16 protein-coding genes and 1 pseudogene are annotated in these 11779 nt (G+C 71.5%); 10 read left to right on the top strand and 7 right to left on the bottom strand.

The window, feature by feature from the left end:
- The 4 genes from AB0J67_RS35395 to AB0J67_RS35380 form a co-directional block, all read left to right on the top strand.
- The coding region (locus AB0J67_RS35395) for an acetamidase/formamidase family protein (RefSeq protein WP_363489169.1) at positions 1-501 on the top strand (501 nt) is incomplete at its 5' end.
- A gap of 192 nt (positions 502-693) precedes the next feature.
- Positions 694-1041, top strand: coding sequence for a hypothetical protein (locus AB0J67_RS35390; protein WP_363489167.1), 348 nt, complete (start codon positions 694-696; stop codon positions 1039-1041).
- 170 nt (positions 1042-1211) lie between these two features.
- A complete protein-coding gene (locus tag AB0J67_RS35385; RefSeq protein ID WP_363489165.1) occupies positions 1212-1385 on the top strand; it encodes a hypothetical protein in 174 nt (57 codons plus the stop codon).
- Positions 1386-1545: 160 nt separating this feature from the next.
- Positions 1546-2388, top strand: a complete 843-nt coding sequence (locus tag AB0J67_RS35380; RefSeq protein WP_363489163.1) for a SigB/SigF/SigG family RNA polymerase sigma factor — start codon at positions 1546-1548, stop codon at positions 2386-2388.
- Positions 2389-2481: 93 nt separating this feature from the next.
- Here the strand turns inward: AB0J67_RS35380 and AB0J67_RS35375 are convergent, their stop codons facing one another.
- Together AB0J67_RS35375 and AB0J67_RS35370 are read right to left on the bottom strand one after the other, a co-directional pair.
- The gene (locus tag AB0J67_RS35375) at positions 2482-3213 is read right to left on the bottom strand and encodes a GAF and ANTAR domain-containing protein (protein WP_363489161.1); all 732 of its coding nucleotides are present in this window, start codon (positions 3211-3213) and stop codon (positions 2482-2484) included.
- Positions 3214-3415: 202 nt separating this feature from the next.
- On the bottom strand, positions 3416-3946 hold the full coding sequence (locus AB0J67_RS35370; protein ID WP_363489159.1) for a hypothetical protein: 531 nt from the start codon (positions 3944-3946) through the stop codon (positions 3416-3418).
- Between the two features lie 204 nt (positions 3947-4150).
- On the opposite strand from AB0J67_RS35370, the gene AB0J67_RS35365 reads away from it, so the two are divergent.
- The gene (locus AB0J67_RS35365) at positions 4151-5476 is read left to right on the top strand and encodes a BTAD domain-containing putative transcriptional regulator (RefSeq protein WP_363489157.1); all 1326 of its coding nucleotides are present in this window, start codon (positions 4151-4153) and stop codon (positions 5474-5476) included.
- A gap of 134 nt (positions 5477-5610) precedes the next feature.
- On the opposite strand, the pseudogene AB0J67_RS35360 reads toward AB0J67_RS35365, so the two are convergent.
- Positions 5611-5661 (bottom strand): annotated as a pseudogene (locus AB0J67_RS35360) (hypothetical protein); the annotation flags it as partial.
- Between the two features lie 325 nt (positions 5662-5986).
- Between AB0J67_RS35360 and AB0J67_RS35355 the strand changes: the two are divergent.
- Positions 5987-6277 carry a hypothetical protein gene (locus tag AB0J67_RS35355; protein WP_363489155.1) on the top strand — a complete coding sequence of 97 codons (291 nt, stop codon included), beginning with the start codon at positions 5987-5989 and terminating at the stop codon, positions 6275-6277.
- A gap of 85 nt (positions 6278-6362) precedes the next feature.
- Here AB0J67_RS35355 and AB0J67_RS35350 read toward each other — a convergent pair whose 3' ends face one another.
- A complete protein-coding gene (locus AB0J67_RS35350) occupies positions 6363-7067 on the bottom strand; it encodes a VOC family protein (protein WP_363489153.1) in 705 nt (234 codons plus the stop codon).
- A gap of 184 nt (positions 7068-7251) precedes the next feature.
- Here AB0J67_RS35350 and AB0J67_RS35345 point away from each other — a divergent pair, with 184 nt between their 5' ends.
- Both AB0J67_RS35345 and AB0J67_RS35340 read left to right on the top strand, forming a co-directional pair.
- Positions 7252-7767: a hypothetical protein gene (locus AB0J67_RS35345; protein ID WP_363489151.1), complete on the top strand. Its 516-nt coding sequence runs from the start codon at positions 7252-7254 to the stop codon at positions 7765-7767.
- 187 nt (positions 7768-7954) lie between these two features.
- Positions 7955-8209 (top strand): hypothetical protein, encoded by a 255-nt coding sequence (locus AB0J67_RS35340; RefSeq protein WP_363489149.1) that lies wholly within the window; start codon positions 7955-7957, stop codon positions 8207-8209.
- Between the two features lie 31 nt (positions 8210-8240).
- Here the strand turns inward: AB0J67_RS35340 and AB0J67_RS35335 are convergent, their stop codons facing one another.
- The gene (locus AB0J67_RS35335) at positions 8241-9263 is read right to left on the bottom strand and encodes a DUF6461 domain-containing protein (protein WP_363489147.1); all 1023 of its coding nucleotides are present in this window, start codon (positions 9261-9263) and stop codon (positions 8241-8243) included.
- A gap of 229 nt (positions 9264-9492) precedes the next feature.
- Here AB0J67_RS35335 and AB0J67_RS35330 point away from each other — a divergent pair, with 229 nt between their 5' ends.
- Positions 9493-9990, top strand: a complete 498-nt coding sequence (locus tag AB0J67_RS35330; protein WP_363489145.1) for a DinB family protein — start codon at positions 9493-9495, stop codon at positions 9988-9990.
- 105 nt (positions 9991-10095) lie between these two features.
- Here AB0J67_RS35330 and AB0J67_RS35325 read toward each other — a convergent pair whose 3' ends face one another.
- Positions 10096-10593, bottom strand: a complete 498-nt coding sequence (locus tag AB0J67_RS35325) for a hypothetical protein (protein ID WP_363489143.1) — start codon at positions 10591-10593, stop codon at positions 10096-10098.
- Positions 10594-10750: 157 nt separating this feature from the next.
- On the opposite strand from AB0J67_RS35325, the gene AB0J67_RS35320 reads away from it, so the two are divergent.
- Positions 10751-11263, top strand: coding sequence for a DinB family protein (locus AB0J67_RS35320; RefSeq protein WP_363489141.1), 513 nt, complete (start codon positions 10751-10753; stop codon positions 11261-11263).
- A gap of 52 nt (positions 11264-11315) precedes the next feature.
- Here AB0J67_RS35320 and AB0J67_RS35315 read toward each other — a convergent pair.
- The coding region (locus tag AB0J67_RS35315; protein ID WP_363489139.1) for an SDR family NAD(P)-dependent oxidoreductase at positions 11316-11779 on the bottom strand (464 nt) is incomplete at its 5' end.

Raw genomic sequence — 11779 nt, 5'->3', positions numbered from 1 at the left:
AAGGACGCCAAGCTGTCCGGCGGCGACCTGCACTTCAGCCAGGGCGACGGGGAGATCACCTTCTGCGGTGCCATCGAGATGGGCGGCTACATCGACATGAGGGTCGACCTCATCAAGGGCGGCATGGAGAAGTACGGCGTCACCACGAACCCGATCTTCATGCCCGGCAACGTCGAGCCGCGCTACTCGGAGTTCCTGACCTTCATCGGTGTCTCCGTCGACCATGACACCGACACCAACTACTACCTCGACGCGACCACGGCCTACCGCAGGGCATGCCTGAACGCCGTCGAGTACCTCAAGAAGTGGGGCTTCACGGGCGAGCAGGCGTACCTGCTGCTCGGCTCCGCTCCCATCGAGGGGCGCATCAGCGGTGTGGTGGACATACCCAACGCCTGCTGCTCGCTGTACGTGCCCACCGCCATCTTCGACTTCGACGTGCGGCCCAACGCCGACGGGCCGAAGAAGGCCGACCGGGGACAGTGCGCCGTGACCTCGTGAACGGCGCACCGACAGGCGGCTGCCGCCGTGGGGCGGCAGCCGCCTTCACGCGATGCCGACAGGTCAAGCGGCGCGGTGCGGCATCTGCTCGTCGACGACCATGGTTCGGCCGGCTCCCGAGGGCGACTCGTCCAGACCGCAGCCGGCGGCGAGCGGGCTGCGTACGCCACCGGCCGCGCCGATAATGCCGTGGTGGAGATCGACAACCCCGACCTGGTGCGCTACTGGTTCGTCTTCGACCTGGACGGCCACCGTCCCCCGCCGCCCGCCCGCGGCGAGGTGTGGGTCGACGGCGGCACCCGCCTGTACCGGATCCTCGAACGAGGCGCGGGCGTGACGGGCTACGACGAGCAGGACTGCCTGCGCCTGCTGGAGGAGTGTGCCGGCGAACCGCTGCCTCCCGTGGAGTCGGCCCTGCGCAACCCGCCCACCGACCCTGCTTGGGCCGGGCCGCTGGGCAACCCGGCGTGGCGGGGAGTCCGGTACCCGGTGGCGAACATGAGCGGCCCGGCGATCGGGCCGGTGGAGGCTCGCCGGTAGCGAGCAAAGGTCGCCGGCAGTACATGTCGGGGCAGTCCGAGAAACCGGGCACCCCTTATGCCTGACAATGAATGAAATGCTATGATCTACGTCACTTTCCGGTGACCGATGCCGTGCGTTCCGGCACCGTTGTCGCTCAGTCAGTCGCGCCGCACATCCAGGAGACGCAGATGAGCCCTGGCCAGGACCCCGACACCGGGCGATACGTCATCGCGACCGCCTGGGAATGCCCCTCCTGTGACGTGCAGGGGCGCAGCCTGGACGACGCCGAGGCGGCGTGCTGGAACTGCGACGGACAGGTGACGGTCACCGCCCGGCCCTCGGTCCGGCTGGAGCAGCTCTAACGACGCGAGCGGCGCCTGCCGCAGACTCTCCTGCGCTGCTGCCGCACGGCCGAACTTCGATGGATGCGGTGCGGTCTCCGTAGCGCTACAGTCACCGTGTCGCCCTGGTCCTCGGTGGCCGTTCCGTTCATCCGGATTCGCCAGCCGTTGGAGGGTCGACATGACCACATCCGTGCGTGCCACCACCGCACCGTTCCGCCCGCCCGAGCAGCCCGACCGCTGGCAGCCTCGACCGCGACGCGCCAGGCCCGCCGCTGTCACCCCCGACCGGCCGGGCGACAACGACCCGCTGCTGGTCCGGCTGCACTCCCTGCCCGCCGGCGACCCGGCACGGGCTGCCGCCAGGACGCAGGCGATCGAGTGGTACCTGCCCATGACCGGCTACCTGGCGCGCCGGTTCACCCGCCGCGGCGAACCCTTCGACGACATCGCCCAGGCGGCGGTCATCGGGCTGATCAAGGCGGTCGACGGGTACGACATCGCCCGCGGCGTTCCGTTCAGCTGCTACGCGACGCCCACCATCGTGGGTGAGATCAAGCGGCACTTTCGCGACTCCACCTGGGACGTCCGGGTCCCGCGCCGGGTGCAGGAGCTCTACCTCCAGCTCGCGGCGGTCACCGACGAGCTGACCCGCGATCTGCAGGGCTCACCGAGCTCGGCGCAGCTGGCCGCCCGGCTCGACGTGAGCCAGCAGGAGCTGGGCGTGGCCCGCCAGGCCAGACACGCCTACCGGCTGCTGTCGCTGGACATGCCCCGGACCGACGACGACGGCGAGCTGTCCGAGTCGCTGGGCGCGGCGGATCCCGCCATGGGCACCGTGGAGAACCGGATGCTGCTGCAGGGGCGGCTCGCCCTGCTGTCGGAGCGTGACCGGCGCATCATCACCCTGCGCTTCGACGAGGAGCTGACCCAGGCGCAGATCGGCAGGCAGCTGGGCATCTCGCAGATGCACGTGTCACGGCTGCTTGCGCAGGCACTGTCGCGGCTGCGGCGGATGGCATGACCCTCACCGCCAGCCGTCGCGCGCCGGCGGACGTCGGCCACCGTGTGCGCGCTGTTCGCCGTCAGCGGGCGATGCCGCCGTCGGGTCCGGCGATCACCGGCCCGCGAGGTCGGCGATGCCCGCCAGGTCGGTGGTGATGGCGTGCGCGACCTCGCCCAGCCGCAGGTTGTTGCTCCGGCAGTACGCGCGGATCAGCACGAACGCCTCGTCCACGCTGACGCCGCGCGACTGCGCGACCGCACCCTTGGCCTGCTCGATGACGATGCGGCTGTTCAGCGCGCCCTGCAACTGCTCGGTGAGCCGTTCGCCCCGGCTGATGGCCCGTTCCTGGAGCAGCCCGATGGCGGCGACGTCGGCCAGCGCCTGCACGATCTCTACATCGGTGTCGGCCAGCCGTCCCCCGACGTGACCGCTGAACACGTTCATCGCGCCGATACGCTCGGCCCGCAGCCGCAGCGGGAACGCGTGCACGGAACGGAAGCCGGCCTGCACCGCCCGTGGCGCGAACAGCGGCCAGCGGTCGCCGGCCTGCTCCAGATCGGCGTTGACCACCGGCGTGCCGGTCCGGAACGCCTCCAGGCACGGGCCTTCCTGGTTCTGGACCTGGAACAGCTCCAGCAGCTTCACGTTCTCGTCCGAAGCGGCCATGACCTGCAGCCGGCCGTGCCGGTCCGCGAGCAGCAGCCCGACCGGCGAGGCGTCGAGCAGGTCGGCGGTGCGGCCGGCGAGCAACTGCAGGAACTCGATCAGATCGAACTCGTCGACGAGCGTGTCGGCGATCTCGACGAACACCCGGGCGACCCGTTGCGCGGAGATGTTGGTCATCGCTGCCTGCCACCCGCGTCCCCGCCGGCCTCGTCAGCGGTGGGCCGTGGGCCACCTGCCACACCTGTCGAACGCATCGCTTCACCCTCACCTGAGCGTATGCCGCCGAGGGCCAGGGCAGCCGCGCCGGCGACACGACCGGCGTCCGGGCGCACCCTACCACTTCCGGTGGCCCGGACACCGTTCTCGATCGATGAGACGCTCAGTCCAGGTCGGTGCAGATGTTGTGCGTCGTGCCGTGGACCATCGTCACGGTCTTGTAGAACGTCGGCGTGAAGGCGATGGTGTAGACGCCGTCGATCACCCAGATGCCGCGCGGCAGGTTGCCGCCGTTCTCCCGGAACCCGAAACTCGCCGGGCCGACCGCGTACCACGTCATCGACCCGTCGGTGCCGTAGTCGATCATCGCCGTGCCGCTCAGGTCGACCTCCACCGACGCCCCGGTCGCCAGGTTGACGTACCTGACGAGCAGGTCGCCGGCGTACAGCTCGCGTTTCGGCGAGCCGTCGGGGTAGGTGTCCAGGACGAGCTTGCGGACCTCGTCCAGGATCGGTTCGCTGCGGACGGCGAAGTCGCAGCGGGCTCCGGCCGGCTGCTCGTAGCCGGGCTGCGGCGCCGGCACCCAGCCGCCGTGTGCGGCCGGGCCGCCGGACGGGTCTGCCGCCTGAGCGGGCGCCGGCACCGCCAGCAGCGAGCACACCGCCATCAGAGCCATGACGACTGTTCTGCGCATGAACGCTCCCATTCTCGGGTTTCCGTTGCTGTCTGCCGCACAGCCTGGCCCGGCGCCCTCACCGCGACCTGACCATCGACAAAGGATGATCACGACAAATCACCCCTGCGGCTGCCGAGGTCCGGACGATTTCCCCAACCGGCTCACCACCACCTCGACACGCCCAAGGTCAACCAGTTGGCCGCCGTCCGGCGTTCCTCTGCCATGGAGTTCCGACTGCTCGGCCCGTTCGAGGCCCGCCATGACGGCCGCCCGGTGGAGATCTCCAGCCGCCGGCAGGAACGCTGCCTGCTGGCGATACTGCTGCTCGACCTCGGGCGCCTGGTGACCATCGATCGCCTCATCAGCCTGCTGTGGGACGGCGGCGCACCCGCCTCGGCCCGTGGAGCCGTCTACACCTACGTCGGCCGCCTGCGCGCCGCGCTGTCCCCCTACGGCGTACGCATCACCACCGGGACCGACGGATACCTCGTCGAGGCGGACCACCACCGCGTCGACGCCGCCGACTTCCACCGCGACGTGCGCAGGGCGCTGGAGCTCAACGATCCCGCAGGGCGATCAGGCCTGCTGGACGGCGCGTTGTCGCGGTGGCGCGGACCGCTGCTGTCCGATGTGGCCGACGAACCGCTGCGGCGCAGGCTCGGCGGGCAGCTCGACGAGGCACGCCTGGTCGCCCTCGAGCAGCGGGCCGAGGCCCAGCTCGCGCTCGGCAGGCACGCCCGGGTGATCAACGACCTGGCCGGGCCCGCGGCGGAGCACCCGCTGCGCGAGCGGCTCATCGGCACCCTGATGACCGCCCACTACCGTGCCGCCCGCCAGGCCGACGCGCTGCAGCTCTACGCGGCCACCCGCGAGGCCCTGGCCACCGAGCTGGGTGTCGATCCCGGCCCCGATCTGCAGGAGCTGCACCGGCGCATCCTGTGCAACGATCCCCGGCTCGACCAGCCCCGCCGCGCGGTGTACGAGGTGCGGGTGCGCGAGGAGGTCCTGCCCTGGGCCGTCGGCGGCCATCCGGCGCTCGACTTCTGCAACACCTACGCGGGCTGGGGGCACCGGATCCCGGCGCCCGGCGCCGAGTGGCTGCGCGGCTACGGCACGTTCGCCGTGTGGTCCGGGTACGCCGGGCTCGCCGACGACCCGACCGTCGGCAGGCTGCTCACGATGGCCCGCCGCGATCCCGCCGCGGCCGGGCAGACGCTGGAGCGGGCACGGACGCTGCGGTCGCAGGTGTACGCGTGTCTCAGCGGCCCCGGCGACCACGCGGCGTTCGACGCGGTCGCCCGCGCCGCCGAGGCCGCCGCCAAGGTGCTGGAGTACACCCGGGACGGCAGCGGCGGCGGGCGCTGGCGGCCGGGCCTGGACGCGGGGCTGGCGCTGCCGCTGCACGCCGCCGCATGGAGCGCCGCCGAGCTGCTCGCCGATCCGCGCCGGCTGACGGTGCGCTCGTGCGCGGACTCCGACTGCCGGTGGCTGTTCCTCGACGAGACCAGCATGCGCCGCTGGTGCAGCCTGGTGACGTGCGCCCACTGACGCGCCGCCTGCGGGAGCCGCGGTCCGACCCCGGCGTGCTCGGCCGGGTCCGGTTCCCCGACGGCCGGCCCGAACGCCGCCACCGCGTGCGCGGGCAGCCGCAGCTCGGCGGCGACCTGTTCCGGGTTGTTGCGGATGGCACCGACGAACACCGAGCCGAGGCCGAGCGACTGCGCCGCCGTCACGGCGTTCTGCGCGGCCAGCGCGGTGTCGACGAAACCGAGGACGGTGCTCTCCAGAAACTCGGTGGCCGCAGCCTGCCTGCCGGCGCGCTCGGCCAGCCGGCGAGCGCGGCTGAGGTCGGCGACCCAGACCACCCCGATACGTCGGCCGGATGCACTGGCTCGGCTTCAACACCCAGCGCATCACCGCCGTCCGCACCGGCCTGCAGTAGGCGCGGGTAACCGGTGCGACCGAGCGTCAAGGCGTTGGAGCGCTCGCGGGCGTCACCCGGCTCGATCCCGCGTCGATCACAATGGACACATGCGGAGCCTGCCCCTACCTGTTTGCGTGAACGTGCTGTTGGGGATCCCGGCGATCGTGCCGCTGTTCCTCGCCTGGTACATCCTGGTGAACGGTCCCCTGGCGGACCTGGGGTGGACGGTGCGCGACCCGAACGAGGACGACGGCATGTTCCTCTGGCTGGTGATCGCCGCTCCGGTTTTCTGCCTGTTCGGCCTGGTCTGGGGGCTGGCCAACCTGTGGATGCGCCGCAGGACGGCGGTGCCGGCAGCCCAGTACTGGGTCGCGTGCGCGGCCGCCTCCCTGGTGCCGTTCGTCGTGGTCTTCGGCCTGTTCTGACAAAGACGCCGCCGACTTCGTCGAGTCGTCATGGCCGGGTCACCACAGCGACAAAGCGACACCGGCTGCGGGCGCGAGCCGTAGATCAGGCCCGGCGTACGCCGAACTCGTTGCCGTCCGGGTCGGCCAGCTCGAAAGATCCGTCCTCGTCGGCCGACATCAGGGACGCGCCGAGCGACACCAGCCGGTCGATCTCCGTACGCAGCTCGGTGTCGGGCGCGGCGAGCAGGAAACGCTGCGTGTTGCGGACGGTCTTCGGGGCGACGGGCGGTCCGCCCCAGGCGACCTTCGTGCCGCCGAGCGGCGACTGGATCGCCGTCTCCTCGTTCTGGTTCCACACCAGTGGCCAGCCGAGCGCCTCGCTCCAGAACAGGCCGACGTCGCGCGTGCCGTCGCACGCGAGCTCGGCGAAGAAGCCGCAGCCCGCCAGGTAGTTGTTGCCGGGCTCGATCACGCAGAAGAGGTTTCCGGCCGGGTCGGCCAGGACGATGTGGCCGTCCTCGGGCAGCTGGCCGACGTCGACGTGCTCGGCCCCGATCGCCACCGCGGCCGCCACCGTGTCCCGCTGGTGCTCCAGGCTGGCGCTGGTCAGGTGCAGATGCAGCCGGTTGAGGTGCTCCTTGGCCGGCTCGCCCGGCACGAATCGGAGGCCGACCTGCGTCGGCGTGCCGGGCAGGAGCAGACCGTCCCCGTCCTCGATCGCATCCCGGCGGAGCATGCCGCCCCAGAATCGAGCCAACCGCGCGGGGTCATGGGCGTCGTAGGTCACTGCCAGCAGCTGTACGGTCACGTCCGGACGGTAGCCGGACACCGACCCCCTCGCCACAGATTTCCACTGGTGGCGTCAGTGCGCCCGAGGCGCCGGAGACGCTGCTGCCGCGCGGCGCGTCCCCGCCGAGCGAACCGCTCGCGCACGCGGGTCGACGTGGGCGGTCGCGGCTGGCATGATCATGCGGCGAACGACGGGGGAAGACGTGAAACTGTTCAAGCGCCGGCCGTTGCCGCCGGTCATGCGGCTCATGGCCGCGGCGGGGCTGCCCACGGCGGGCGGCGAGATCCGCTTGCCGGACCTCGCCATGGAGGCGGCACACAGGGACAACGACCGGGTCGCGGCCTGCCTGAGCGTCGTCGAGGACCTGCTGGCGGAGGAGGGCGACGGCCCGCACGTCGCGCTGAAGTTCCTTGAGGTGCTGCAGAACGCGGCGTCGCACGGCGTGCCGGAGCTGGTCACCACCGAGGAGCTGCTGCCGCTGCGCGGCCCGCGGACGGTCGACGCCTGGGCGCAGGTGGAGCGCTTCTGGCAGGCCACCGCCACCTGGTGCGACGAGAACGGCGTCGACCTGCGCGCCGGCGATGCGATCCGTGCCGTGCAGAACCGGCGGCTGCGCACGATCGTGTGGACCTCGGGCCGGACCCTGCCCGACGGACGGGTGGTCGACCTCGCGCACGTGCTGCAGTACGAGCTTGCGGTCGGCGTGCCGATGGCGTGACAGTCGCACGCACGGCTGACGGCACGAACCTGCTTTCGCGACAGGCACCGCCAGGAACGGAGACTAGTCCGCGAAGAGCGCGGCAAGCCGCGGCAGGCGCCGGCGGACCTCGGCCGCGTCCTCGATACGAGGTGACGGCGCGCCAGGCCGCCTGGATGTCGTCTTCGCGAGCGGCCCGGGACGTCTGGTGCCTGACGGCATGCTGCACACCGGCGCGGTGATGCGCGGTGACGACTACCTCAACCTGAACCGGCCGGGCGTGGTGCGCGCGCTGCTCGACGAGGCGCTCAGCCGCGGCTGGCGAGCCAGTGCTCCTGGCCGCGGCGAGTTCGACGGTTGGGTCATGATCGACGCCGTCCTGAACCGCCTGCGTACCACGGAGTCGGTCACCGCCGCTCAGCCGGGACCAGCACACACCGACCTTCCGCGCGTCGGCAGGTGACCCCCGGCTGGATCTGCCACACGGCGAAGGATCAGCTCCGCAGCAGCCTGTCGATCGCCTGGCGCAGGCGGGGCCATTCGTCGGGAACGGCGTACGTGGCCGCGTTGAACAGGTCCAGCGGTTCATCGTGCCTGCCCGACGGGGCGGTCGCGACGTAGAGCCCGTGGACGGCAGAGGAAGCCTCACCGGTGCCCGTGGCCCGCGACCGGAACATCCGGGTACGCATCTCCGGATCGAGCGGCACCGCCCGCTCGACCGCGTCCACCGTCGATGCCACTGCCTCGGGGTCGCTGAAGGTGAACCGGTCGGCGAGTGCCCGCGCGACCAGCGTGAGGGCGGCGCGGCGCGCCTGCTCCGGCGCGCCGCGCAGCCGGGCGTCCAGGTCGGCGTCGGTGTACCCGAACCGGCCCGGCGGCGTCGGGTCGTTGGGGATGTCGCCGATCATCACGGCCTGGTCGGCCTCCTCCAAGCCGTCCACCCAGCCGACGTCGAGCCGCACTCCGGTGCGCCGCTCGACGAGCGCCATGGCCTCGGCGTTGAAGTCGGCGCCCGCCAGGTCGCCGGCGTCCCAGATGCGGCGGGCCTCGCGCAGCCCGTCCAGGTCGTCGTCGAGAACGTCCGGCTGCTCACCGTGGCGCCGGCCGGGATCGTTCTTGTCCACCCACGCCAGGACCTTGCCGTAGACGGCGTAGCTGATGCCGCCGTTGCCGTTGATGGTCCAGTCGACGTTGTGCACGCGCGCGCCGTCGCTGAGCCAGCGCAGCACCTCCCGGCGGGCGCCCTCGAAGCCGTTGGGCTGCAGCATCACCACGGCCGGGCCGACCTGGATCAGATGCGCCACCTTCGACTCGTCGGGCATCCCGGGCCGGAAGTCGTTGACGTGCGGGAACTGGATCTCGGCCAGGTCGACTCGCCGGCCGCGAAGCCGCCGCAGGACGACGTCCTCGGTGACCGGCGCACCCGCCGGCTGGATCACGGTCCAGCTCAGCCCTTCCGCATACCACGAGCATTCATCGAGGAATTGACGGTAGTACGCGACCACGTCGTCCGACATGCCGGGCAGACTAGCGCAGGACCGGGCGTGGCACCGTGTCAGAGCGGTGACAGGGCGGATTCCGACGGTCGACCGCATGACATCCACAGCGATCGGGGTCTCCGGACCGCGAGAGGCGGACAAGGACAGGGTCGTGCTGGACGGCGTTGACTTCGAGGTCGGGCGGAAACGGTTCGTAGCCGACGGGTGCGGGAGGGGTTACGGCCAAGATCGGTGTTAGCGTGACGGCGTGACGGACTGTGCGGAATGCGGTTTCGCGTACGACCTCGCCCTTGCTCCCGAGGTCTCGCAGCTCGCCATAGGACACGCGGGCGAATACGCGGACCTGCTGCGTGCCGAGCCTTCGGCGCTTGGGCGGCGCTCGGCCCCGCAGGTGTGGTCACCGCTCGAGTACGCCTGTCACATGCGCGATGTGCTGCTCGCGCAGCGCGAGCGGGTGCTGGCCGCGCGACGTCTCGACACGCCGGTTGCGGAGCCCATCGGCCGCGACGAGCGGGTGGAGCACGACGGATATGCCGAGCAGCGGCCCGCCGACGTCGCCCGCCAGCTTCAGGACGCGGCGCTGCTGTTCGCGAATGTCCTGGACCGGCTGTCAGCCGGCGACTGGGCGCGCACCTTGGTGTACACGTACCCGGAGCACCAGGAACGCTCGCTGCGCTGGATCGCCGTACACACCTTGCACGAGCTGCGCCACCACCTGCTCGACATCCGTCGCCAACTGGGATAACCCGACGTTCGCGCCTTTTTGTCGATCATCTTCGGGGACGTCTCAACCACGCCCTTGGCGGGGCGCCCACTGCGGCTTCACCGGGCGCATCCGCCGGCGTCGCGGTCAGACCAGGTTGACCAGCTTGTACCCGGCGTCGCGGCACTTGCGGATCAGGATCAGCTCGCCGGAGACGGTCAGCTGCTGCATCGCGCCGAACTCGCTGAACGCGGTGAACGTGGCTGCCGTCGCCGCCGCGTCGGCCAGGCCGGTCAGCGCCACCTTCATCTCGGCGTCGGCCACCCGGCCGGAGGCTTCGGCGAACTTCGCGGACACACCGAGGAACATCGGCTCCAGCGCCGCCAGCTCCTTGGCCACCGTCGCCGTGTCGCCTCGCTTCTCCGCCGCGAAGCCGCGCTGGATGTGCTCCTGCGCCTGCTTGTTCAGGGTGGCGTACAGGCCGTCGGCGGCCTCGCAGGCGAACGGGATGCTCGCCACGGCATCCGCCGCGGCGCTGCTCGCCGGGGCGGTGGAGGGTCCGGCCTTCGGCTCGGCCTCGCCGCCGCAACCGGCGGCACCCGCGACGATGACGGTCAGCAGCACGGACAGGGCGGTACGGCGCATACGGGAGGGTCCTCGACGGTTCACACCCGCGAGGAAACGTCCGAACAAAGTGGATGGCACCCGTGGCAGCCTAGTTGATCGTGACGATCGGGGCCATGTGATCCCGCCGTCGGCACAGGACGCCACGAGTGTCGGCGCCCGGCATTACCATCGCCCGGTGATCAATACATCCATCACGCCGGTCGCCCGCACCCGCCCGCCGGAGGACGCCGGCGAGCGGGAGACCCTGACGGGCCTGCTCGACTTCCTCCGCGCGACGGTCGTGCACAAGGTCGCCGGCCTCACCGACGAGCAGGCGTTCAGCCGGCCGGTGACGGCGTCCGGGCTCACTCCCGCGGGGCTGGTCAAGCACCTGACCGGGGTGGAACGGTTCTGGTTCAGCATCGACTTCGCGGGCCACGACCTGCCCTGGCCGTGGACGGAGCAGGAGCCGGGTGGGTTCGTGCTCGCCCCGCAGGACTCGCTGGCCGGGATCGTCGAGGCGTACACGGCCGAGTGCGAGCGGTCGCGCGCGGCCGTCGCGGGCGCGGCGCTCGACGACCGCGCCCGAGCCGACGGCAACACCTTCACGCTGCGGTACGCGCTCACGCACGTGATCCAGGAGACCGCACGGCACTGCGGGCACCTCGACCTGCTCCGGGAGTGCATCGACGGGCAGACCGGCGAGTAGCCGATCGCCGGCGCCGCCGCCGCCTCCAGGTACGCGTCCGGCAAGGCTGCCGTCAGAGATCGGTGCCGAGCGCGACGTGCCGCCACTGCTCCAGCTCGCGCCGGACCAGGTCGAGCTTGGCCTCGATCCGGGCGACGGAGTCCGCGCCGAGTTGCAGGCGCAGCGGCGGTTCGGCCAGCTCGGTGACGTCGAGGATGGCTGCCGCCGCCTTCGCCGGGTCGCCGGCCTGCCTACCGTCGTTGCTCGCCAGGCTCTGCCGGACCGGGCCCGCGCCGGCCTCGTAGTCCGCGATGGACGCGGGCTCGACCCGCAGGCTGGACCCGTTGAGGAAGTCCGTGCGGAACCCGCCCGGCTCGACGATCGTCACCCGCACGCCGAGCGGCGCCAGCTCGCCGTGCAGCGCCTCGGAGATGCCCTCCAAGGCGAACTTGGTGGCGCCGTACATGCCGACGCCGGGCGCGGTGGCGAAGCCGCCGACCGAGCCGATGTTCAGGACGTGCCCGCCACGCTGCGCGC

Origin of the sequence: Catellatospora sp. NPDC049609 (assembly GCF_040675365.1) — a bacterium.
Classification (GTDB): domain Bacteria; phylum Actinomycetota; class Actinomycetes; order Mycobacteriales; family Micromonosporaceae; genus Catellatospora.
Note: the sequence above shows the minus strand (reverse complement) of the source record. Positions and strands in the feature narration are given on the sequence as shown.

Bases quoted from the DNA above. Each gene is read 5' to 3' on its own strand.
- AB0J67_RS35385 (WP_363489165.1), top strand. From the start codon at position 1,212: ATGAGCCCTGGCCAGGACCCCGACACCGGGCGATACGTCATCGCGACC.
- AB0J67_RS35380 (WP_363489163.1), top strand. From the start codon at position 1,546: ATGACCACATCCGTGCGTGCCACCACCGCACCGTTCCGCCCGCCCGAG.
- AB0J67_RS35375 (WP_363489161.1), bottom strand. From the start codon at position 3,213: ATGACCAACATCTCCGCGCAACGGGTCGCCCGGGTGTTCGTCGAGATC.
- AB0J67_RS35370 (WP_363489159.1), bottom strand. From the start codon at position 3,946: ATGCGCAGAACAGTCGTCATGGCTCTGATGGCGGTGTGCTCGCTGCTG.
- AB0J67_RS35365 (WP_363489157.1), top strand. From the start codon at position 4,151: ATGGAGTTCCGACTGCTCGGCCCGTTCGAGGCCCGCCATGACGGCCGC.
- AB0J67_RS35335 (WP_363489147.1), bottom strand. From the start codon at position 9,263: ATGTCGGACGACGTGGTCGCGTACTACCGTCAATTCCTCGATGAATGC.
- AB0J67_RS35325 (WP_363489143.1), bottom strand. From the start codon at position 10,593: ATGCGCCGTACCGCCCTGTCCGTGCTGCTGACCGTCATCGTCGCGGGT.